The organism is Burkholderia sp. LAS2 (assembly GCF_018417615.1).
Lineage (GTDB): Bacteria > Pseudomonadota > Gammaproteobacteria > Burkholderiales > Burkholderiaceae > Burkholderia > Burkholderia sola.
Window position 1 is genome coordinate 352,445 of the sequence record NZ_CP071053.1, and the last position, 20,791, is coordinate 373,235.

Here is a 20,791-nt window from a genome sequence, read left to right on the forward strand (position 1 = left end):
TATCGCTTTGAACGGCCGCGCGACCGCCGCCGCCCGCCCGTACCCTGACATTCGTCAAACTACCGCGCATTGCCCGCCCGCCGGGCGGCGGCGACGGAAAAACAGGACAGGATCGTCCCGCCCCGCTACCGCTTTCAGCAGACGTTTACCGGGGGAAGCCCCAAGTGCTTCGTCGAACGTGTCCGCGTTACGCTTGAGCGACGAGGAGACGAACCATGAGACGCGCCGTACATATCGCTGTTTTTGCACTGCTGGCCTATCTCATCGGCGATCGCGCGATCCTGCATGCGCAGGGCCGCGACGCCAGCCCGCTCGCGTGCGAGCAAGGCGCCGCGCAGGTGAAGGCCGACGCGCTCGGTCGCGGCTTTGGCGAAGCCGCCGCCGGCAGCCAGAGCGAGGCCTTCATGTCGGGCTGCCTGGTGACGGGACGGAACGATCGGAACGTCGCGATGGCGGCCCGCTGACGCGTATCATCCGTGGGCGAGCCTGCGCGCCCGAAGTCGCAGGCTCGGGCGCCGGTTTGCGCTGCCGGCCGCTACTTTCCCGATCGACGTTTCGACGGACGTCATCGTCCGCCCCTCCCTGCCCCGTTACGCCCAACATGACCGATCCGAACACCGCGTTGATCCAGCGCTTCTACACGGCCTTCCAGCAGCGCGACATCGATGCGATGCTCGCGTGCTACGCCGACGACATCGTGTTCAGCGATCCCGCATTCGGCGAACTGCGCGGCGAACTTGCGCGCGACATGTGGCGGATGCTGGTCGCGCGAGCCCAGGAGTTCTCGCTGACGTTCGGCGAAGTCGCCGCGGACGACCAGGCCGGGCGCGCGACGTGGAGCGCGCGCTACCGGTTCGCCGCGAGCGGGCGGATGGTGGTCAACCGGATCGATGCGCGCTTCCGGTTTCGCGACGGACGCATCGTCGAGCATCGCGACCATTTCGACCTGTGGCGCTGGGCGCGTCAGGCGATCGGGATGAAAGGCGCGCTGCTCGGCTGGACGCCCTTCATGCAGCGCGCAATCCGTGCACAGGCACGGAAAAATCTCGACGCGTATCGCGCCAAGCGGAAATAAATGAACCCGCGCGCGCCGCGGCCCCTCCGCTAAGGCTTCATCGTCGCGTTGATCAGGTCGTACGCCATGTCCGGCACCACGCCGTCCGGGTTCGTGAGGCCGTTCTGGCGATACCAGCTTTCATCGGCCTCCGGATGCGGGCCGGCAAGGCCGACGCGCCCTTTGCCGTAGCGGTAAGTGGCAGCCGCGATGTCCTTGTTCGGGTAGATCGCCAGCACGATCCCGCCGGAGCCGATCGGCGCGACCGGCAGCCTCGCGCCGTCCTGATAGTAGATCCAGCGCTTTTTCCCGCGCCAGACGACCGGCGTCACCGTGTCGGCGATGCCGTGAAGCGTCGAGCCCGGCCGGTCGACCTCGGAGTCGATATCGCCGGCAACCAGCCCGAAACCCTGCGCGCCGGCCAGGTAGGCGCCCATGCACAGCCCGAGGTATCGGCCGCCGTTCGCGACGTATCGCCGCACGGCCCGCATTTCGTTTCGGCCGATGCTGGCTGCCGCGCCGGGAATGTCCTGCCCGCCGCCGGGCTGCACATAGAGCGCCGCACCGGCCAGCGCGGCGGGCGTGATCCTGAGCTTTTCCGCCGGCCCCACGTAGATCACCCGGAACCGCTGGTCCGATTCCCGCAGGCGTGTGGCGATGGTTTCGGCGCACCCGTCACACGCGGCAGGACCGCGATAGACCAGCGCGACCGGCCGACTCGCCGCATCCCCCGCTTCGTCGCCGGGCGTAGCCGCGTAAACGGCCGGCGACGCGACGAGCACCATCATCAGGAAAATCGCGTTTCTGGAGTGCATGTCGTGGATCGCCGGAGTCAAGGGAAGCGCTACCGCCCGGGCCGAATCGACGGGGCGCGCGACGACTTCCGCCTCCCGTTCCGCCACCCGATTGCAAGCTGCGTGACGGCAAGCGTAGCGGCCCGAACGCGCCCGGTGTGTACCGTTTCCTGCGGGATTGTGCAGATACGTGCGATACCGACGACCTGAACCGACACCCTCCATCCGCCCGCCGGCCCGCCCGACAAGGCCGGCTCTGCCATGCAGCCGCGCCTCCCGTCTTTCGCATTGCCAAGTCTTATATAAGACATAAGACATTTGACGTTCCAGACCATTGAGATTAGAATCCCGCTCAAAGCAGTGCCTGGAATAGCCCCGGAGTGCCGGCAAGGCCTTCCCCTCAAACGCAATATCAGCAGGTCTCCCCATGCTTGAAAACTTTCGTGCTCACGTGGCCGCCCGCGCCGCGCTCGGTATTCCTCCCCTGCCGCTGACGGCTCAGCAAACCGCCGAACTGGTCGAATTGCTGACGAACCCGCCCGCCGGCGAAGAGCAGACGCTGCTCGAGCTGATCACCCATCGCGTGCCCGCCGGCGTCGACGAAGCCGCTCGCGTGAAGGCCGGCTTCCTGGCCGCCGTCGCGAAGGGCGAGACCGCCTGCCCGCTGATCTCGCGTGCGCGCGCCACCGAGCTGCTCGGCACGATGCTCGGCGGCTACAACATCCAGCCGCTGATCGAGCTGCTGTCCGACGAAGCCGTGGCCGCGGTCGCCGCCGACGCGCTGAAGAAAACCCTGCTGATGTTCGACCAGTTCCATGACGTGAAGGAACTCGCCGACAACGGCAACGCGCACGCGAAGGCCGTGCTGCAGAGCTGGGCCGACGCCGAATGGTTCACGAGCCGTCCGGAAGTGCCGCAAAGCCTGACCATCACCGTGTTCAAGGTGACGGGGGAAACCAACACCGACGATCTGTCGCCGGCGCCGGACGCCACCACCCGCCCGGACATCCCGATGCACGCGCTGGCGATGCTGAAGAACGCGCGCCCGGGCATCACGCCGGAAGAAGACGGCAAGCGCGGCCCGGTCAAGTTCATCGAATCGCTGAAGGAAAAGGGTCACCTGGTCGCCTACGTCGGCGACGTGGTCGGCACCGGCTCCTCGCGCAAGTCGGCCACCAACTCGGTGCTGTGGTTCACCGGCGAAGACATCCCGTTCGTCCCGAACAAGCGCTTTGGCGGCGTGTGCCTCGGCGGCAAGATCGCCCCGATCTTCTACAACACGATGGAAGATGCCGGCGCGCTGCCGATCGAGCTCGACGTGTCGCAGATGGAAATGGGCGACGTGGTCGAACTGCGCCCGTACGAAGGCAAGGCGCTGAAGGACGGCAAGGTCATCGCCGAATTCCAGGTGAAGTCCGACGTGCTGTTCGACGAAGTGCGCGCCGGCGGCCGCATTCCGCTGATCATCGGCCGCGGCCTGACCGCGAAGGCGCGCGAAGCGCTCGGCCTCGCGCCGTCGACGCTGTTCCGCCTGCCGCACCAGCCGGCCGACAGCGGCAAGGGCTTCTCGCTCGCGCAGAAGATGGTCGGCCGCGCGTGCGGTCTGCCGGAAGGCCAGGGCGTGCGCCCGGGCACGTACTGCGAACCGAAGATGACCTCGGTCGGCTCGCAGGACACCACGGGCCCGATGACCCGCGACGAACTGAAGGATCTGGCCTGCCTCGGCTTCTCGGCCGACCTCGTGATGCAGTCGTTCTGCCACACCGCCGCGTATCCGAAGCCGGTCGACGTGAAGACGCACCAGACGCTGCCGAACTTCATCAGCACGCGCGGCGGCATCGCGCTGCGCCCGGGCGACGGCGTGATCCACTCGTGGCTGAACCGCATGCTGCTGCCCGACACCGTCGGCACCGGCGGCGATTCGCACACGCGCTTCCCGATCGGCATCAGCTTCCCGGCGGGTTCGGGCCTGGTCGCGTTCGCGGCCGCCACCGGCACGATGCCGCTGGACATGCCGGAATCGGTGCTGGTCCGCTTCAAGGGCAAGATGCAGCCGGGCGTCACGCTGCGCGACCTCGTCAACGCGATTCCGCTGTATGCGATCAAGCAAGGCATGCTGACGGTCGCCAAGCAAGGCAAGAAGAACATCTTCTCGGGCCGCATCCTCGAAATCGAAGGCCTGCCCGACCTGAAGGTCGAGCAAGCGTTCGAGCTGTCGGATGCATCGGCCGAGCGTTCGGCCGCCGGTTGCACGGTGCACCTGAACAAGGAACCGATCATCGAGTACCTGAACAGCAACGTCACGCTGCTCAAGTGGATGATCGCGCAGGGCTACCAGGATCCGCGCAGCCTGCAGCGTCGTATCGCCGCGATGGAACAGTGGCTCGCCGACCCGCAGCTGCTGTCGCCGGATGCCGACGCCGAATACGCGGCGGTCATCGAGATCGACCTCGCCGACATCCACGAGCCGATCGTCGCCTGCCCGAACGACCCGGACGACGTGAAGACGCTGTCCGACGTCGCCGGTGCGAAGATCGACGAAGTATTCATCGGCTCGTGCATGACCAACATCGGTCACTTCCGTGCCGCGTCGAAGCTGCTCGAAGGCAAGCGCGACATCCCGGTCAAGCTGTGGGTCGCGCCGCCGACCAAGATGGACCAGAAGCAGCTGACGGAAGAAGGTCACTACGGCGTGTTCGGCACGGCCGGCGCACGGACCGAAATGCCGGGCTGCTCGCTGTGCATGGGTAACCAGGCACAGGTGCGCGAAGGCGCGACGGTGATGTCGACGTCGACCCGCAACTTCCCGAACCGCCTCGGCAAGAACACGAACGTGTACCTCGGCTCCGCTGAACTGGCGGCGATCTGCTCGCGTCTGGGCAAGATCCCGACCAAGGAAGAGTACATGGCCGACATGGGTGTGCTCACCGCGAACGGCGACAAGATCTACCAGTACATGAACTTCGACCAGATCGAGGACTTCAAGGAAGTCGCCGACACCGTGCAGGTGTAAGCACGCAGTCGGGCTGCGACGGGCGGTCGACGTCGCAGCGCACTGACAGGCGCCGCAAGCCGAAAGGCCGCGGCGCTTTTTTTCATGCGTCGGCGACCGGACGCGCCCGTTCGGTCAGTCGTACAGCGCGTGCAGCCGCTCGACCACGTCGAACGGCAAGCCTTCGTCATAGCCGTCCGCTTCGTCGAGATCGACGTACTCGCGTCCGTCGGTCGGTTGCAGCATCAGCGCCGGCACAGGCCGCGCGACCGGTACGTCCGGATAATCGTTCGGCCCCGCGCCATCGAAGTCGTGCGGATCGAACCAGATGCCGTGATGGGCGTAATAGCCGTCGGCATAACGTTGTTCGATGTCGCGAAGCAGCCGGAACGTATCGAGTTGATACGACGCGTCGCCCAGATCGCTTTCGTTCGCATACTGCACGAACCACGCGGCGCCGAGATTCCAGTAGATCAGCAGTGCGGTCGCGCGATCGACGTTGCGGTTGTCCAGCAGCCAGCGCAACGCGCGGCCGTTGCCATCGTAATTGGAGCGTGCGGCGAACCGGTGCCACTGCTCGGGCGTCGCGCGTTCGAGCCACGCCCGGACGATGTCCCACGCCTTCTGTTCGATTTCGGTGTCGTCCATGGATTGCGCGTTGCGGAATGAGCGGTAACGGGAAAGTCTTCGATGAGCGGCGATTCTAGCGCCGCTGCCATTCATGCAGCGTCGTCGCCCGACTCGCGACGGATCACCAGTTCGTTGAAGCCGGTGCCCGCATCCGGTTCGCGCGAGAAACGATGCGCGGGCAGCAGCGCGAGCAGAATCTCGGCCGTCGTGCGCACCACGCAGCCGCTCGCAACGTGGCCGCCCGTCACGCGGCCGGCTGCATCGGAGATCGACATATGCAGGTGTGCGCCGTCCGGCGATACGGAGCCGGCCAGCGTCAGGATTTCGAGGTCGCCGCGCAGCTCGGTCGGCTGATCGACGCCGGCGAAGCGCAACTGCGCGACGCTCAGGCTGCCGATGCCCTGGATCACGAAGGCCGCATGCGCTTCGTGCTGGCGTAGCGCTGCCTCGATGGCGCCGCGCAGATCGTCGCCGGGAGAAAGACGCAAAGGATGGGCTTGCATGGTCGAGAACCTGTGGGTCGGTCGCGGTATCGGCCAAGCGTACGTTCGCCGCGTGAATCCGGCAAGTCATCCGCTCACGATAGTCCGCGCGCGTCGGCGTCTTCCTGGCGCCGTTTCATCCACTACCGCTCGACTCCAGCGACCTGCGCATACGGAATCCGCGGCATGGTTTCGCACCGGCCGCAGCGCATCGGTTTGTTGACGTACGGAACGCACACGTATCCGTATGAAAACCGACCCCAACGTATGCAAGAATCAGTTCCTCGAGGCAATCCCTGCTTTATCGCCCTCTTTCACCGAACGCTCCGTCGAATGCCCAAATGCCAGAATACGTATGAGCGGTTCCACACCCCAAGCGACGACATCGCCGCGCGGGAAGTCGCGGCAATGAGCGATGAGGAGCGTGCGCGCGCCAAGTCGGTGGGGAGCGTGCATGTCCGAAGCTGGCTCGCCATTCTGGTGATGCCGGTCGCAGTCGGGCCTGCGATCCCGATGCTCGCGTATTTGCTGGGTATGCTTGCATACCGCGGAACGGTCGATCCGGCCTTCGATATGGATCGTGCGGTTAGCGAAACAGCCGTCACCGTCATATGGGTCACGGCGCTCTTCATCGCAGCGTGGATCGGCCTGAACTGGTGCGTCGCGACGTACGGCACCCGACAGCGGTACTGGCGTGAAATGCCGTCCAACGGGCATGTCGAATTGGAGCGCCATACGCTATGCTCGGCAATCGTCGTGTGGTCGGACGACTACGATCCGGAACCCCTCTACGTCGAGGAATGGATCGACGGCAAGCTCAAATCCAGCATGACCGGAGTCAGGCAATGGATCCTGGCCCGAACGTCCGCCGGTCATTGGCTGGTGCTGGATCATCGAATTGCGGCAGACGGTTGGGGCGCGCCGCCAACGTTCCCCTCGGAGACGAAACGATTGATCCCGCGGCGAGAATTGGCAATCGCATTGGCGCCACGCACCCATATCCGCATCGGATTGAGATGGAGTGGACCAGCGGCGCCATTGACCGTGACGTCCTACCTGCTGTCTCATGCCGAATGTGAGCGCCTGGCTGCGGCGGCTCATCACTATGCTTTTTTTCCGCCGGATCAATATGGCGTCGTCGATCCCGCCGATGCAGACTGGGTCGAGGAACTCGCCGCCAAGGCACTGGAGCGCGAAGTGCCTGTCGACGTGGCGGCCGGGCGAGCGTTGACGTAATCGTCGCCGACCGATGGATTGCAACGCTTCGCGGGAAAGACAAGGTCGAGGGCTGGCTCGCGAAGTTGTGAATACAACCTCATCCGCCGACCGTCGAATCGAACTTGGCGGGCCGAATCCGATTGCGCCGCGCGAGTGCATCAGCGCGTGCGCGATCGTCTCCGCCGGAAAATGGACTGCCGCCGCGGCAGCATCAGCCGCGGTCGCGCGCCAGCAACCCGTACAGCGCGCTATCCGACACTTCGTCGCCGACGATCCAGCGTTCGCGCAGCAGCCCTTCCCGGACGAAACCCAGCCGTTCGAGCAGCCGCGCCGACGCGACGTTGCGCGGATCGATATCGGCCTCGAGCCGGTTCAGCCGCAGCGTGTCGAACGCATGATCGATCATGGCCGACGCCGCTTCGCGCATGTATCCGCCGCGCCAGAACGCGCGCCGCAGGCTAAAGCCGATCTCGGCGCGTCGGCATTGCGCGTTAGCGTGGAACAACACGCACTCGCCGAGCGCTTCGCCGGTTTCCCGCAGTTCGAGCACGCAGGTCAGGCTCTCCCCGCTCACGGACGTCTGCACGTTGCGCGCGACGCGCGCCTCGGCCTGCTCGATCTGCGTCATCGGCGAGAACGAGAAATAGCGCATCGCTTCCGCATCGGACCAGATCTCGAAGAACGCCGGTGCGTCGGCGTCGCGAAGCGGCCGCAGCACGAGGCGGGAGGTATTCAGCGTGACGGGTTCGAACAGGGGCATGGCAGCGGTCTGATGAAAATCGGGACCGTGCATTAGACCACGCGAGCCGCGCGGCAACCATGGCGCCCGTTTGCAACGCTCGACATCGAACGACCGAATCGCCGCGAAATGGACAGACCCGGGCGAACATCCCCGGGCCTGAGCACCTCATCCGTTACTGCCGGCCCCGCTTACGCCTCGAGCGCCTCCAGCACCTTCCCCTTCGTCTCGATTCCGACGAAGTGCACGGTCAGCGCCGCGATCAGCGGCACCACGCCGATCAGGTAGAACGCCGGCGCGAGGTTTCCGCCGATGATCGCGTGCGGCACGATCATCGGCGCCGCGAACGACGCGATCTTCAGCCACGCGCTGCCGAGCCCGCAGCCCGACGCGCGGATGCTCGTCGGATACTGCTCGGGCGTATAGACGTACGCGGTAATGAACCCGGACGCCATCAGCCCGAGCGACAGCGAGCAGAAGATCGCGACCACGTACACCGACGACGCGTGATAGATGCCGGCGAGCGCGAGCGACAGCGCGCACAACACGAACGACCACACGATCACCGGCTTGCGGCCGAGCTTGTCGACCAGCAGCGCGGACGCCAGCGAACCGAGCACGCCCATCACCGAGCCGATCACCGCGAGGTTCAGCGCGAGCTGCAGCGGCGCATGATAGAAGTTCTTGTAGATCGTCGGCAGCCATGTCGACAACCCGTACTGGATGAACCCGCAGGTCGCCCACAACGTCGCCACCGCGAGCGTGCGCTTGCGATATGCGGCGCTGAACAGGTCGCTCATCCGGCGCTTCGGATGCTGGCGCACCATCTCGTCGAACGCGGCCACCTGCGTGACCGGCGGCAGTTCGCCGCGCACCGATCCTTCGAACACGCCGACCGCGCGCCCGGCTTCCGCGAGCCGCCCGCGCGACGCGAGCCAGCGCGGCGATTCGGGCACGAGGTGCGTGAGCACGAGCGACAGGATCAGCGGCAGCCCGCCGACGAAGTACATGATCTCCCAGCCAAAGCGCGGCACGAGCCACGCACCGAGCGCCATCGACACGAGCAGGCCGATCGGGAACACGATCTCGTACAGCAGCACGAAACGGCCTCGGCCATGCGCGCGCGTGATCTCGTTGATGTACGTGGCCGCGACCGGCAACTCGCCGCCGAGCCCGAGCCCCTGCAGAATCCGCAGCAGTACGAATATCTCGAACGTCGGCGCGAAACCGCACGCGATGCTCGTGATGCCGATCACGGCCGAACTCCATGCGATCGCTTTCACGCGGCCATGCTTTTCCGCAAGGGCGGGAAACAGGAATGCGCCGATCAGCTGGCCGATCGCGCCGGACGCGATCAGCATGCCGATCTGCGTCGGCGACAGCCCCCACTTGTGAATCAGCAGCGGCAGCGTCGCCGCGATCGTGATCACGTCGAAGCCGTCGAAGAACGTCGCGGTGCCGATCAGCACGCGCGCGCGGATCTGCATCGCGTTGGCCGGAAGCCGCTCGAGCCGCGCGATGATCGCGCCGGGCGTGGAGGCGGCAGCTTCCATCGTGGCGCGACCGGCCACGACGTTGTCGAAAGTGCTCATGCGGGGTGTCTCCTGGGTCTCTTTCCGGTCGAGCCGGTCAGGCAAGCGCTTGGGTCGTGTCTGCCAGGGCTTCCGTATCCACTGCCCGGCCCTGGTTCATCCACTTGCGCGCGAGCTTCAGCTCACGCGCGTTGTTCACGGCGATGACACCTCTCACATGCCCGTCGCCCACAAAAAACAGCGTCGCACGACGCGCGGCGAGATCGCCGCGCACGACGAGCTGCGCATCGGCCGGCAGATCGCCGAGGATCTGCAGGTTCACGTCGTACTGATCGGACCAGAACCACGGAATCTCCGCGTACGGTGCACGCTCGCCGAGCACGGCCTTCGCCGCCGCGATCGCCTGGTTCTGCGCGTTCGCCCACGATTCGAGCCGCACGCGCCGTTTCAGCCAGCCGTTGTGATGGTTCGCGACGTCACCGCACGCGAAGATCGCCGGGTCGCTGGTCGCGCCGTATTCGTCGACGACGATGCCGTCGTCGACCGCGAGCCCCGCATCGCTCGCGAGCGACGCGTTCAGCGCGAGGCCGATGCCGGCCACCGCGAAGTCGGCGTCGATCGTCGTGCCGTCGGCGAGCGTCGCGCGCACCTTCGATGCGTCGCCAGGCTCCACATCGAGCGACGCGAGTGCCGCGCCGAGCCGCACGTCGACACCGTTCGAGCGATGCAGGTCGAGCAGGAAGTCCGACACGACCTGCGGCACCGAGCGACCGCACAGGCGCGGCGCGCCTTCGACCACGACCGCCTCAACGCCGAGCTTGCGCGCGGTCGCCGCGACTTCGAGGCCGATCCAGCCGCCGCCGATCACGAGCACGCGCCGGCTCGCACGCAGCTTCTCGCCGAGCGCGGCCGCTTCGTCGAGCGTGCGCAGGTAGTGCAGGTTCGGGGTCCTCACGAGTGCGTCCGGCAGGCGGCGCGACGTGCCGCCGGTCGCGATCACGAGGCGGTCGTATTCGATCTCGCGGCCGCTTTCGGTTGTCACGACGCGGCGCGCGCGGTCGATCGATGCGGCGCGTTCCGGCTGCCATGCTTCCACGTTCAGCGCGTCGAATTCGTCAGGACGCACCACGCGCACGGTTTCGATGTCGGCGTCGCCGGCCAGCACGGCCTTCGACAGCGGCGGGCGCTCGTACGGCAGGTGCGGCTCGTCGGCGATCATCACGAGGCGGCCCGCGTACCCTTGCGCGCGCAACGTCTTCAGTACCCAGCCGGCCGCCTGGCCGCCGCCGATCACGACGACCGTGCCCGGCGCGGCCTGCTCCTGTGTGTTTGCTTCGTTCAAGATTTGCGCTCCGTCATGAACTTGCCTTCCGGCGCCTTCGCGTTCTTCTGCCGGCGCGTGTTGCCGTCGAGGCCGCCGTCGACGGCCCACTCGGCGAACACGGTCGGGCCCGGTTCGAATTCGCGCGGCTGCCATTCGGGCGTCAGCACGTCTTCGTCCGCGTAGTACTCGATCAGCGCGCCGGCCGGGTTCTGGAAATACCAGAAGTACGCGGACGACACCGGATGACGCCCCGGGCCGAGTTGCGTTTCCCAACCGCAGCGGTCGATGTGCATGCCGCCGCCGAACACTTCGTGGATGTCGCGCACGGTGAACGCGACGTGGTTCAGGCCGCGCTTGCCATTCGGCAGCGCGAGCAGGAACAGGTCGTGATGGCCGCCGTGCGGCGCGCAGCGCATGAACGCGCCGCGGCCCGGATAGCGATCCGACGTCTCGAAGCCGAGCAGCTCGTGATAGAACGTTTCCTGTGCGTCGAGGCAATTCGTGAAGAACACGACGTGCCCGACTTCGACCGGCTCCGCGCGCGCGTAAATCGGGCTCGGCTGGTCGACGCGCAGCGTCTGGCCCCACACGTTCGACGGCGAGCCCGTGAGGTCGAGTGCGCGCTTGCGCGTGACTTCGACGCGAATCGCCATCCCGTTCGGGTCGATACAGCCGACCGCATCGTCCTGTGCGTAGTAGCCGGGCTGACCGGCCAGCTTCGTGCGCAGTGCGTCGAATTCGCGCCGCGTCGCGACGCCCCACGTGACTTCCCGCAACGTCGGCCCCGCTTCGAACGCAGGCGGAAGCGACGGATCGTCGGCCTTCACGACGAGCACGGTGCAACCGTTCAGCGTCTCGAAACGCGCACGCGTGTCGTCATGCGCGACTTCCTTCAAGCCCCAGTCGGCGAAAAAGCGCCGGCACGTCGCGAGATCGTCGACACCGTACGTGATCTGCTCGATTCCCAAGATGCTCATTGCGTCATTCCCCTTCGCTCAGTTCGCCCACGGCAGCGGCGCGTCGTTCAAGCCCCAGTAGAGGCTCTTCTGCTGCATGTATTCGCGGATGCCGAGACGCCCTTTCTCGCGGCCCATCCCGCTCTCCTTCCAGCCCGAGAACGGCGTGGAGATCGAGAACAGCTTGTACGTATTGATCCAGACGGTGCCCGTTTCCAGCGCACGCGCGAGGCGCCACGCCCGCTTGTAGTCGCGCGTCCAGATGCCGGCCGCCAGGCCGAACACGCTGTCGTTCGCCTGCGCGATCAGCGACGCTTCGTCGTCGAACGGCATCGCGACGAGCACGGGCCCGAAGATTTCTTCCTGGCAGATGCGCGCGCTGTTCGGCAGGCCTTCGAGAATCGTCGGCTGATAGAAGAAGCCGTGCTCGCGCCCGTCGCCCGACGGCCGCTCGCCGCCGCACAGCAGACGGCCGCCTTCCTCGAGACCGAGCGCCACATAGCGCTCCACCGATTCGCGATGCTTCGCGGTGATCAGCGGCCCCATCTGCGTGTCGGGCCGCGTCGGGTCGCCCACGCGCAGCTTGCGTGCGCCGGCCACCAAACGCTTCATGAATGCGTCGTACACCGAACGTTGCACGAACAGCCGCGAGCCGGCGATGCACGCTTCGCCCGACGAGCTGAAGATCCCGTACAGCACGCCGTTGACCGCGTGGTCGAGATCGGCGTCGTCGCATACGATCGTCGGCGACTTGCCGCCGAGTTCGAGCGATACGGGCATCAGTTTCTCGGCGGCGATGCGGGCAATGCCGCGGCCCACTTCGGTGCCGCCGGTGAACGACACCTTCTTCACCAGCGGATGACGCACGAGCACGTCGCCGATCACCGAGCCCTTGCCCGGCAGCACGCTCAGCACGCCCTTCGGCACGCCGGCTTCCTCGCAAATGCGCGCCAACGCGAGCGACACGAGCGGCGTGACCTCGGCCGGCTTGAGCACCACCGCGTTGCCGCCGGCCAGCGCCGGCGCGAGTTTCTGCGCATCGGATGCGATCGGCGAGTTCCACGGCGTGATCGCCGCGATCACGCCGATCGGCTCGTACACGCTCATCGTCAGGTAGTCGCCGCGCGACGGCGTCAGCTCTTCGTCGAGCGTTTCGAGGCACGCCGCGAAATAGCGGAATGTGTTCGCCGCGCTGGCCACCAGCATGTGCGTCTCGGCGATCGGCTTGCCGTTGTCGCGGCGCTGCAGGTTCGCGAGCGCCTCGTGACGCTGCATGATCAGGTCGGCGATCCGGTACAGCACCTGCGCGCGCTGGTGCGGCTTCAGCCCGGCCCAGTCGGCGCGGCGCCATGCGGCGTCGGCGGCCGCGACGGCGTCGGCCGCGTCTTCCGCGTTCGCCGTCGACACTTCCATGTTCAGCGACTGGTCGGCCGGATAGATGCTCGCGTACGGCGCGCCTCGGCCGCGCCGCCACTCGCCGCCGATCAGGATGTTGCCGTCGGGCACGAGGCTCGTATCGAAAGGAGTCATGTCACAAGTCCCACAAATCTGTCTCTGCACATCCGCCCTCACCGTGACCGGGCGGACGCTCGATGGTCCGCTCAGATCACGCAGCAGGCCGCGCGGTTGCGCAGCGCGCGAATCGCGCTGTACGCGGTCAGCGCGGACGTCTTCGGGTTGTCGGGCAGCGGCTTGCCGCTCATTTCCAGCGACATCTCGCCGAATGCGCCGCGCGCGGTGATGCGGTGCACGTTGCGCTCGACGGCCGGATCGGCGATCAGGCGCACGTGCGTCGCGTCGAGGCCGAGGCCCGCGAGCGCCACCGTCGCCGCGACGTTCGCGTTCTTCGGATACAGCCGCGCGGCGTCGCGCGCGGTGCCTTCGAAGATCACCTTTTCCTCGCTCATCGCGTGCAGGTCGCACAGCGCCTCGGCCGGCGTGTCGAGCCAGCCGAGCGGCGGCTTGCGGCCGACGTACAGCACTTCGTCGAGCCCCCCCTGCTTCGCCGACGCCAGCGCGTCGATGCCGCCGATTGCGCCGGACAGCAGCGTCACGGTGGCGCCACCTTCGTCGGCGGCCTGCGACAGCACGTCGAGGAGCGCGAGGTCGGACAGCGCGCCGATCGACGCGACCGCGCAGTCGGTGCCGGCCTTCAGCAACGGCACGACGTGATCGACGAGCGCGCTGTGGCCCGCGCATTCGAGCGCGAACCCGGGGCGGCGGGCCAGCGCGTCGACCGACGACACGACCTCCACCGCACTGCCAAGCTCGCGCTGCACTGCGTCGCGCTGATGCTCCGGCACGATCACGTGCGCGACGTGCAGCGACGCATCGTGCTCGACCGCGCGGTACACGGCTGCGCCGATCGCGCCGAAGCCGATCATCGCGACGTCGACGGGTGCCCGCTTGTGCCCGTTACGCATACTGGCGCTCCGTCGGCGCTTCCTTCTTGACCGGCGGGCCCGCAAACGCAGACGCGAACGAGCCGACCGACAGCATGTCGACCTCGACCATCACCGGCCCTTCCTTCGCGATCCCTTCGCGGACGATCGCTTCGGCCTGGTCGAGCGACGTGATCCGGTAGTGCGTGAGGCCGAAGCTCGCGCAGAACTGCGCGAAATCGGGCTGGTGCAGTTGCACGAAGCAGCGGCGACCGCCGTAGTGCGCGTCCTGGATGTTGCGGATCACGCCGTAGCACTGGTCGTTCATCAGCACGATCATCACGTTCGCGTTTTCCTGCACGGCCGTCACCAGTTCGCCGACGTTGACCATCAGGCCGCCGTCGCCGACGAGGCAGACCGTCTTCGCCGCCGAACCGGCCAGCGCCGCGCCGATGCCCATCTGGATGCCCTGGCCGATGCCGCCGCCGAGCGCATGCACGCCCGCGCGCGGCTCGAAGATCTTCAGCAGGCGGTTGCCCCACGTGCTGTTCGAGATCGTCACGTCGCGCACCCAGTTGTAGTCGCGGCCAACGGCGCCTTGCAGCGTGTCGACGAGCTTCTTGTACGGCCCGAGGCCTTTCGCCACATCGGCCACCGCGTCCTCGCGGGCCGCCGCGAGATCGGCCGCGAATTGCGGATCGACCGACAGACGGCCTTCGAGGCGGTCGGCCAGCTCCGCCAGCACGCGCTTCGAATCGCCGTGCACGAACAGCGCGTTGCGATAGCCACGGTTGTCGGCGAGCGCATCGGCATCGACGCGGAACAACGGCTGCGGCAGCGCAAGCTTGTACTTCAGCGTTTCGTTGCCGCGCAAGCGCGAGCCGACCACGACGAGCGCGTCGCAGGTCTTGTAGAACGCCTCGACCGACGCATGCACGTTGAACGCGCCGAGCGTCGCCGGGTGATCTTCCGGCAGCACGCCGCGGCCCTGCACGCTCGTCACGACGCCGAAGCCGAGCTTCACGAGGCGTTCGACCTCGTCGCGTGCATGGCGCGCGCCGCCGCCGAGCCACAGCAGCGGGCGGCGCTTGGCCGCGAGCGCGTCGGCGAGCTTCGCGACGCGTGCTTCGTCGTGCTCGCGCACCGCAACGTGCGCCGGTGCGAGGTCTTCCGGCCATTCGATTTCGGCTGCCTGGATGTCGATCGGAATCTCGACCGACACGGGGCCCGTCGGCGCGGTCTGCGCGACGCGCACGGCTTCGCGGATCGTCGGCAGCACCGTTTCGACCGTGCGCACGCGGAACGCGGCCTTCGAGATCGAGTCGAGCATCGACAACTGGTCGGGCGCTTCGTGGATGTACGCGAGATCCTGGTCGAGGTACGGCGTCTCGATCTGCCCGGTGATGTGCAGCAGCGCGGTGCCGGCCGTCAGTGCCTCGACCATCGCGCCGGCCGCGTTGCCCGCCGCCGTGCCGGTGCTCGTGAACGCGACGCCGAGGCCGCCCGACACGCGGGCCAGCCCGTCGGCCATGTTCAATGCACCGGCTTCACCGCGTGCACCGACATACCGGATGTTGCCGCGCGAGTTGATTGCGTCGAGGATCGGCATGTTGTGGATCGAGATGACGCCGAACGCGGTTTTCACGCCGCACTGCTCGAGAAAGGCGGCAATCAGCTCGCCAACCGTGGTTTTTTTAGACATGGCGTGCAAAGCCTCCAGAAACGTCGATATGGCTGCCCGTCGTGTAGGACGACAGATGCGTTGCGAGATAAAAAAGGGCCCAGGCCGCCTCGTCGGGCTTGCCGAAGCGATTCAGCGGAATGTTCTTCTTGCGGGCGAGCGCGCTCGTCCAGTCCTCCCAGCTTTCGCCGGGCTGCGCCTGCGCTTCATGGCGGCGGCGCCACTGCCCCGACTCGACGATGCCGATCAGGATCGAGTTCACGCGGATGCGCTGCGGCGCGAGTTCGGTCGCGAGCGATTTCACGAGGCTCAGCACGCCGGCGCGCGCCGACGACGTCGCGACCATGTGCGGCTCCGGCTGCAGCGCGAGCAGCGAGTTCACGCAGGTGATCGACGGCGCGGCCGCCTCGCGCAGCAGCGGCAGGAACGCGCGCGTCGGGCGAATGATGCTGAAGTACTTCAGCTCGAGTTCTTCGCGCCACGCGTCGTCGGTCGTGTCGGCGAAGGTCGACACGCGGCCCTGGCCGGCGTTGTTGACCAGCATGTCGGCGCGGTCGAAACGGGCGGACACCGCTTGCGCGAATGCAGTCACGTCGGCTTCGTCGAGCACGTCGCAGCGTGCGGTCAGCAGTTGGGCATCCGCGTACTTGTCGCGCAGCACCGCTTCGGCGCGTGCGAGGCGTTCGCCATCGCGGCCGCAAATCGCGACCGACGCACCGGCCTGCAGGAACCGTTCGGCCGTCGCGAGGCCGATGCCGGACGAACCGCCCGTCACCACCGCTACTTGCCCGGTCAGATCGATCTCAATCATCGGAGTCCTAAAGCCTTCATGAACGTGTGCTCGTCATCCGAGCGGTAATTGAGCCGCCGCGACAATTCCGCCGCCGCGCGCTGCACCTTGTCGATCAGTCCGTCCGCGATCAGCGCCGCATCGATCTCCGGCCTCGGCACCGTCACCGTGATGCACGCGACGATCTTCTGCGTCTCGTTGCGCACCGGCGCCGTGACGACCGAGATCCCGCGCTCGAACGACGAATTGCTGACGCCGTAGCCGCGCAGCGCATCCTCGCGAATCACTTCGTACAGCGCGTCGACCGTCTCCGGCGTCGCGCTCGTCATCCGGTTCAGCGCGCCTTCCGGATACAGCGCGTGCAGTTCGTTCAGCGACAGGTCGCCCATCAGCACGTGGCCGTGCGTCGTTGCATGCGCGGGCAGCCGCGTACCGACGTTCACGCGAATCGAGCTGAACACCGGCGACTGGCTCTGCGCCTTCGCGACGAACACCACGTCGCGGCCGTCGCGAATCACGATATGCGTCGTGAAGCCGGTCGCATCGCGCAGGCTCTCGATCACCGGCAGGCCGAGATCGGTCAATTCCAGCGAGCTCAGGTATTCGAAGCCGAGCCGCAGCACGGCGATGCCGAGCTTGTAGTTGCGATCCTTGTCCGCACGTTCGAGAAAGCCGAGCGATTCGAGCGTCTGCAACAGACGGAACACCGTCGTGCGCGGAATGCCGAGCCGTTTCGACAGTTCGGGCGCGCCGAGCACGGGCTCGCGCGGCGAGAATTCGGCGAGGATGCGCAGCCCGCGTTCGAGGCCCGGCACCACGTAGCCGGCTTCGGTCTTCGCATTGTCCGCGTCCTGCTGGTGTTGCAACGGTTCGCTCATTCCCGCCCCCGTTGACCATCGCACTGGCGGCAGAAGCCGTCGATCAGCGCGGAATAGACTGCCGGCGCTTCCACATAACCGGCGTGCCCTGCCTGCGGAATCACCTGCAGCCCGACGTGCGCGGCCGCGGCGATCCGCTCGCATGCAGCGGGCGGCGTGATCGCATCGTTCGCGCCGACGGCCACGGCGATGCGGCCGCGAAAGCCGGCGAGATCGGCCGCGAGATCGGCGTTCGCGAGCAGATGCGTGGCCTGCGCATAGCCGGCCGGCACGATGCGCGCCATGTTCCAGCGCACCCACGCCCGCGCCTCCTCGTTCGCGAAACCGGACAGCATGTTGCCGCTGCGCTGCTCGGCGAGCCCGGCCGGGCCGAGTTCCGCGAGCATCGCGAGCCGCGCGTCGCGGCGCGATTCGCGCGTGTCGGCCGGTGCGCCGCCGTAGCCGCCCGCGGGCGAAATCAGCAGCAGGCCGGCGATCCGCGCGGGCATCACGCGCGCCAACCCGCCCGCGATGATCGCGCCGAGCGAATGCCCGACCAGCACGCAGCGTTCGATGCCGAGTGCGTCGAGCCACGCGTTCAGCGACGCCGCGTAATCGGCGGCGGCCGGCGACGCGCCGCGCACCGGCGTCGACACACCGTAACCGGGCGCATCCCACGCGAGCACGCGGCGCGACGCGCCGAGCGTGTCGAGCTGGCGGACCCACGATGCGGCGCCCGAGCCGATCCCGTGCAGCAGCACGACGGGCAGCGTGCGGCCCGCGTGCTGCGCGCCGGCCTCCCGGTAGCCGATCGTGCCCGCCGCGCCGGCTTCGCAACGCTGCTCGGGAAACTGCCCGAGCAGCGCGGCGAACGCCGCGGTGCGGTCGCGTTCACGTTCGCGTTTGTCGATGACACTCATTGCTTCACCGGCTCCGTCTCAACGCTTGATCTTCGCGAGCGGCGAATCGGGCGGATACGTCGGCGTGATCGGCTTCGACGAACCGAGCATCACGCACATCAGCGCATCTTCCTCGCCGATGTTGATTTCCGTCCGATACACGCCCGGCGGCACCGAGATCAGGTCGCGCTCGCCGAGGATCGCTTCCCAGGTCTCGCCGTCGCGCTCGCAGATCACCTTCATCTTGCCGCGCAGCACGAAGAAGATTTCCTCGACGTCGATATGGATGTGGCTCGGGCCGATGTTGCCGGCCGGGATCACCATCGTCGAGAACGTGAAGTTGCCGGCCGGCACCGTGTTGACGTCCTTCGCGACGCCCGTGCCGCCCGTGCCGACATAGCGCATCTGCGCACGGCGGTACTTCGGGTCGTAGTCGGCCTGGAACTTCAGTGCGTCCCAGTCGTAGCGCCGCGTCGCGTAGCGCGCGACGCGCCCTTCCATCCAGTCGTTGAAGCTTGCGCCTTCCGGCTGGTCCCACGACTTGCGTTCGAGATCGGCGTCCGCCATCGTCCTCTCCTTCATTTCGAGTGAAAACTTCAAATCAGTTCATTACGAAGCCGCCGTTCACCGGCAGCAGTTGACCCGTCACGAAACGCGCGCCGTCCGACAGCAGGAACAGCACGGGGCCCGTCACGTCGTCGGGCACCTGCGTGCGTGCCAGCGCACGGCCCTGCAGGTAGAACGCATGCCGTTCGGCCGGCACGCAGGCGGTCGCCTCGACTTCGGTCAGCCCCGGCGCGATCGCGTTGACCGTCACGCCGTGCGCGCCGAATTCGCGTGCCTGCGCATGCGTCATCGCGATCACCGCGCCCTTGCTCGCGACGTAGGCGAGCAGCTTCGGCGCGCCCCACAGCGCGGTGTCCGATGCGAGGTTCACGATCGCGCCGCGGCCCGATTGCGCGAGATGCGGCAGCGCCGCATTGCTGACGAGCCACACGCCGCGCACGTTCACGTTCATCACGGCATCCCACGTCGACACGTCGAGCTCCGTCGAGAGCTTGCCGCCCGAGTTCGTGATCGCCGCGTTGTTGATCAGCGCGTCGATGCCGCCGAGCGCCGCCGCGCCCTGCGCGACGAACGCGTCGATACTGGCCGGGTCAGCCAGGTCGAGCGCGAAGAAATGCGCGGTGTGGCCGGCTTGCGCGAGCTGCGCGGCCAGCGCGCGGCCCTCTTCGATCAGCACGTCGCCGAACGCGACCTGCGCGCCCGCCTCGACCAGCGCCTTCACGAAGGCGGCGCCGAGACCGCGCGCGCCGCCCGTGACGAGCACGCGGCGACCGGGCAGCGCCACGACGGGAGCGAGCTCAGCCATTCGCGGGCTCCGAAGCGGCGTGGGCCGCGCGATGCGCGTCGAGCGCGGACAGATGCTCCTGCGCACGCTGGCGCAGCATCCGGCGCACGCGCGTGATGCCGACGTCGTGCTGGTACAGGTATTCGTGATCGCGCGCATGCGGCGCGAGGCTTTCGAGGACGTAGCGATCCTGCTCGAGCACGTCCCAGTGCAGGCCCTCGAGGCGGTTGCGGTACATGAAGCGCCACACGTCGCGCTGCCAGCCGCCGACCTTGCGGGTACGCCAGAAGTAGACCTGACAGTGGTCGCCGTCGACCGGCGTCGCGAAACCGATGATCCCGAAGTTGCCGCCGGGGCCGAACTTCTGCTTGTACGGAATCGCGAGGCGCATCCACAGGCAGCCGGTTTCGCCGAGCTCGACCCAGTCGAAGTTCACGTCGCGCTGGCCGATCTTCTCGAACATCAGGCCCGTGTCCGTCTTGCGCACGCGCATGTCGGCCTGCTTGTCGCCTTCGGCCATCGAGTGCGACGTCGCATGCAGATACGCGCCGTGCATCGGGTCCATCACGTTGTCGATCGCATACTGGTAATTGCACTTCCAGTTCGACACGCACAGGAAGTGCGCGTATTCATCGGCGACCAGCTCTTCCGGCAGGTTCAGCGCGGCCGGCTCGCCGTGCGCTTCGTCGCCGAACCACAGGAAGATCGCGCCGGCCTTCTCTTCGACCGGATACGACTTCACGCACTTCGTGCCTTCGAGCGGACAGTTCGACACGGCCGGCACGCGATTGACCGTGCCGCCGCCGTCTACTTCGATGCCGTGATACCAGCACGCGATGTTGCCGCCGAGGTTCCAGCCGAGCGACAGGCGCGCGCCGCGGTGCGGGCAGCGATCTTCCAGCGCGTGGACCTTTCCTTCGTGATCGCGCCACAGCACGATCTGCTCGGACAGGCGCGTGAGGCCGACGGGCGCGTTCGACACCTGCCAGCTCGGCGCGACGGGATACCAGTAGTTCTTGATGCCGCGGTCGAGATAGTCGCGGACCGCGTCGTGTTGGGTTTCGTGTTGGTCGGGGGACGTCATCAGTGTGCTCCGGATGCGGTTGTCGTC

20 protein-coding genes are annotated in these 20,791 nt (G+C 67.2%); 4 read left to right on the forward strand and 16 right to left on the reverse strand.

Going from position 1 to position 20,791, the window contains the following annotated elements; all coding sequences use genetic code 11:
- Positions 1–215: 215 nt before the first annotated feature.
- Complete coding sequence (locus JYG37_RS21890) at positions 216–464, forward strand: hypothetical protein (RefSeq protein WP_050011907.1); 249 nt, start codon at positions 216–218, stop codon at positions 462–464.
- Between the two features lie 137 nt (positions 465–601).
- A complete protein-coding gene (locus JYG37_RS21895; RefSeq protein WP_050011908.1) occupies positions 602–1,075 on the forward strand; it encodes a nuclear transport factor 2 family protein in 474 nt (157 codons plus the stop codon).
- 29 nt (positions 1,076–1,104) lie between these two features.
- Here JYG37_RS21895 and JYG37_RS21900 read toward each other — a convergent pair whose 3' ends face one another.
- Positions 1,105–1,842 (reverse strand): BPL-N domain-containing protein, encoded by a 738-nt coding sequence (locus JYG37_RS21900; protein ID WP_235356151.1) that lies wholly within the window; start codon positions 1,840–1,842, stop codon positions 1,105–1,107.
- Between the two features lie 433 nt (positions 1,843–2,275).
- Here JYG37_RS21900 and acnB point away from each other — a divergent pair, with 433 nt between their 5' ends.
- Positions 2,276–4,861 (forward strand): bifunctional aconitate hydratase 2/2-methylisocitrate dehydratase, encoded by a 2,586-nt coding sequence (gene acnB / locus JYG37_RS21905; protein ID WP_050011910.1) that lies wholly within the window; start codon positions 2,276–2,278, stop codon positions 4,859–4,861.
- Between the two features lie 114 nt (positions 4,862–4,975).
- Here the strand turns inward: acnB and JYG37_RS21910 are convergent, their stop codons facing one another.
- Both JYG37_RS21910 and JYG37_RS21915 read right to left on the reverse strand, forming a co-directional pair.
- Complete coding sequence (locus JYG37_RS21910; protein WP_124638952.1) at positions 4,976–5,488, reverse strand: DUF4274 domain-containing protein; 513 nt, start codon at positions 5,486–5,488, stop codon at positions 4,976–4,978.
- Between the two features lie 71 nt (positions 5,489–5,559).
- The gene (locus tag JYG37_RS21915) at positions 5,560–5,973 is read right to left on the reverse strand and encodes a PPC domain-containing DNA-binding protein (protein WP_050011912.1); all 414 of its coding nucleotides are present in this window, start codon (positions 5,971–5,973) and stop codon (positions 5,560–5,562) included.
- A 312-nt stretch (positions 5,974–6,285) separates the two neighbouring features.
- Between JYG37_RS21915 and JYG37_RS21920 the strand changes: the two genes are divergently transcribed.
- Entirely contained in the window at positions 6,286–7,188 is a 903-nt protein-coding gene (locus JYG37_RS21920) for a hypothetical protein (RefSeq protein ID WP_213346386.1), read from the forward strand.
- Between the two features lie 193 nt (positions 7,189–7,381).
- Here JYG37_RS21920 and JYG37_RS21925 read toward each other — a convergent pair whose 3' ends face one another.
- From JYG37_RS21925 to JYG37_RS21985, 13 genes are all read right to left on the reverse strand, one after another.
- Complete coding sequence (locus JYG37_RS21925) at positions 7,382–7,930, reverse strand: GNAT family N-acetyltransferase (protein ID WP_050011914.1); 549 nt, start codon at positions 7,928–7,930, stop codon at positions 7,382–7,384.
- Positions 7,931–8,100: 170 nt separating this feature from the next.
- Positions 8,101–9,501: an MFS transporter gene (locus tag JYG37_RS21930; protein WP_050011915.1), complete on the reverse strand. Its 1,401-nt coding sequence runs from the start codon at positions 9,499–9,501 to the stop codon at positions 8,101–8,103.
- A 37-nt stretch (positions 9,502–9,538) separates the two neighbouring features.
- On the reverse strand, positions 9,539–10,783 hold the full coding sequence (locus JYG37_RS21935; RefSeq protein ID WP_213346388.1) for an NAD(P)/FAD-dependent oxidoreductase: 1,245 nt from the start codon (positions 10,781–10,783) through the stop codon (positions 9,539–9,541).
- A complete protein-coding gene (locus JYG37_RS21940; RefSeq protein WP_089489492.1) occupies positions 10,780–11,742 on the reverse strand; it encodes a VOC family protein in 963 nt (320 codons plus the stop codon). Before JYG37_RS21940 ends, JYG37_RS21935 begins: the two co-directional genes overlap by 4 nt.
- A gap of 18 nt (positions 11,743–11,760) precedes the next feature.
- Positions 11,761–13,251, reverse strand: a complete 1,491-nt coding sequence (locus JYG37_RS21945) for an aldehyde dehydrogenase (RefSeq protein ID WP_213346390.1) — start codon at positions 13,249–13,251, stop codon at positions 11,761–11,763.
- Positions 13,252–13,322: 71 nt separating this feature from the next.
- Entirely contained in the window at positions 13,323–14,144 is an 822-nt protein-coding gene (locus JYG37_RS21950; protein WP_050011919.1) for an aspartate dehydrogenase, read from the reverse strand.
- Entirely contained in the window at positions 14,137–15,804 is a 1,668-nt protein-coding gene (locus JYG37_RS21955; protein WP_124592919.1) for a thiamine pyrophosphate-binding protein, read from the reverse strand. The genes JYG37_RS21950 and JYG37_RS21955 overlap by 8 nt, the downstream gene beginning before the upstream one ends.
- Positions 15,797–16,594, reverse strand: coding sequence for an SDR family oxidoreductase (locus JYG37_RS21960; RefSeq protein ID WP_050011921.1), 798 nt, complete (start codon positions 16,592–16,594; stop codon positions 15,797–15,799). Before JYG37_RS21960 ends, JYG37_RS21955 begins: the two co-directional genes overlap by 8 nt.
- Positions 16,591–17,451 carry an IclR family transcriptional regulator gene (locus tag JYG37_RS21965; RefSeq protein WP_050011922.1) on the reverse strand — a complete coding sequence of 287 codons (861 nt, stop codon included), beginning with the start codon at positions 17,449–17,451 and terminating at the stop codon, positions 16,591–16,593. The genes JYG37_RS21960 and JYG37_RS21965 overlap by 4 nt, the downstream gene beginning before the upstream one ends.
- Positions 17,448–18,350, reverse strand: a complete 903-nt coding sequence (locus JYG37_RS21970) for an alpha/beta fold hydrolase (protein WP_050011923.1) — start codon at positions 18,348–18,350, stop codon at positions 17,448–17,450. Before JYG37_RS21970 ends, JYG37_RS21965 begins: the two co-directional genes overlap by 4 nt.
- 18 nt (positions 18,351–18,368) lie before the next feature.
- Positions 18,369–18,896, reverse strand: coding sequence for a cupin domain-containing protein (locus JYG37_RS21975; RefSeq protein WP_006489904.1), 528 nt, complete (start codon positions 18,894–18,896; stop codon positions 18,369–18,371).
- A 34-nt stretch (positions 18,897–18,930) separates the two neighbouring features.
- Complete coding sequence (locus tag JYG37_RS21980) at positions 18,931–19,701, reverse strand: SDR family oxidoreductase (protein WP_089489494.1); 771 nt, start codon at positions 19,699–19,701, stop codon at positions 18,931–18,933.
- Positions 19,694–20,764 (reverse strand): aromatic ring-hydroxylating dioxygenase subunit alpha, encoded by a 1,071-nt coding sequence (locus JYG37_RS21985; RefSeq protein WP_089489495.1) that lies wholly within the window; start codon positions 20,762–20,764, stop codon positions 19,694–19,696. Before JYG37_RS21985 ends, JYG37_RS21980 begins: the two co-directional genes overlap by 8 nt.
- Positions 20,765–20,791: the final 27 nt, after the last annotated feature.

Bases quoted from the DNA above. Each gene is read 5' to 3' on its own strand.
- JYG37_RS21900 (WP_235356151.1), bottom strand. From the start codon at position 1,842: ATGATGGTGCTCGTCGCGTCGCCGGCCGTTTACGCGGCTACGCCCGGC.
- JYG37_RS21910 (WP_124638952.1), bottom strand. From the start codon at position 5,488: ATGGACGACACCGAAATCGAACAGAAGGCGTGGGACATCGTCCGGGCG.
- JYG37_RS21960 (WP_050011921.1), bottom strand. From the start codon at position 16,594: ATGATTGAGATCGATCTGACCGGGCAAGTAGCGGTGGTGACGGGCGGT.
- JYG37_RS21890 (WP_050011907.1), top strand. From the start codon at position 216: ATGAGACGCGCCGTACATATCGCTGTTTTTGCACTGCTGGCCTATCTC.
- JYG37_RS21930 (WP_050011915.1), bottom strand. From the start codon at position 9,501: ATGAGCACTTTCGACAACGTCGTGGCCGGTCGCGCCACGATGGAAGCT.
- JYG37_RS21925 (WP_050011914.1), bottom strand. From the start codon at position 7,930: ATGCCCCTGTTCGAACCCGTCACGCTGAATACCTCCCGCCTCGTGCTG.
- JYG37_RS21940 (WP_089489492.1), bottom strand. From the start codon at position 11,742: ATGAGCATCTTGGGAATCGAGCAGATCACGTACGGTGTCGACGATCTC.
- acnB (WP_050011910.1), top strand. From the start codon at position 2,276: ATGCTTGAAAACTTTCGTGCTCACGTGGCCGCCCGCGCCGCGCTCGGT.
- JYG37_RS21945 (WP_213346390.1), bottom strand. From the start codon at position 13,251: ATGACTCCTTTCGATACGAGCCTCGTGCCCGACGGCAACATCCTGATC.
- JYG37_RS21950 (WP_050011919.1), bottom strand. From the start codon at position 14,144: ATGCGTAACGGGCACAAGCGGGCACCCGTCGACGTCGCGATGATCGGC.
- JYG37_RS21980 (WP_089489494.1), bottom strand. From the start codon at position 19,701: ATGGCTGAGCTCGCTCCCGTCGTGGCGCTGCCCGGTCGCCGCGTGCTC.
- JYG37_RS21895 (WP_050011908.1), top strand. From the start codon at position 602: ATGACCGATCCGAACACCGCGTTGATCCAGCGCTTCTACACGGCCTTC.
- JYG37_RS21915 (WP_050011912.1), bottom strand. From the start codon at position 5,973: ATGCAAGCCCATCCTTTGCGTCTTTCTCCCGGCGACGATCTGCGCGGC.
- JYG37_RS21965 (WP_050011922.1), bottom strand. From the start codon at position 17,451: ATGAGCGAACCGTTGCAACACCAGCAGGACGCGGACAATGCGAAGACC.
- JYG37_RS21975 (WP_006489904.1), bottom strand. From the start codon at position 18,896: ATGGCGGACGCCGATCTCGAACGCAAGTCGTGGGACCAGCCGGAAGGC.
- JYG37_RS21955 (WP_124592919.1), bottom strand. From the start codon at position 15,804: ATGTCTAAAAAAACCACGGTTGGCGAGCTGATTGCCGCCTTTCTCGAG.
- JYG37_RS21970 (WP_050011923.1), bottom strand. From the start codon at position 18,350: ATGAGTGTCATCGACAAACGCGAACGTGAACGCGACCGCACCGCGGCG.
- JYG37_RS21920 (WP_213346386.1), top strand. From the start codon at position 6,286: ATGCCCAAATGCCAGAATACGTATGAGCGGTTCCACACCCCAAGCGAC.
- JYG37_RS21985 (WP_089489495.1), bottom strand. From the start codon at position 20,764: ATGACGTCCCCCGACCAACACGAAACCCAACACGACGCGGTCCGCGAC.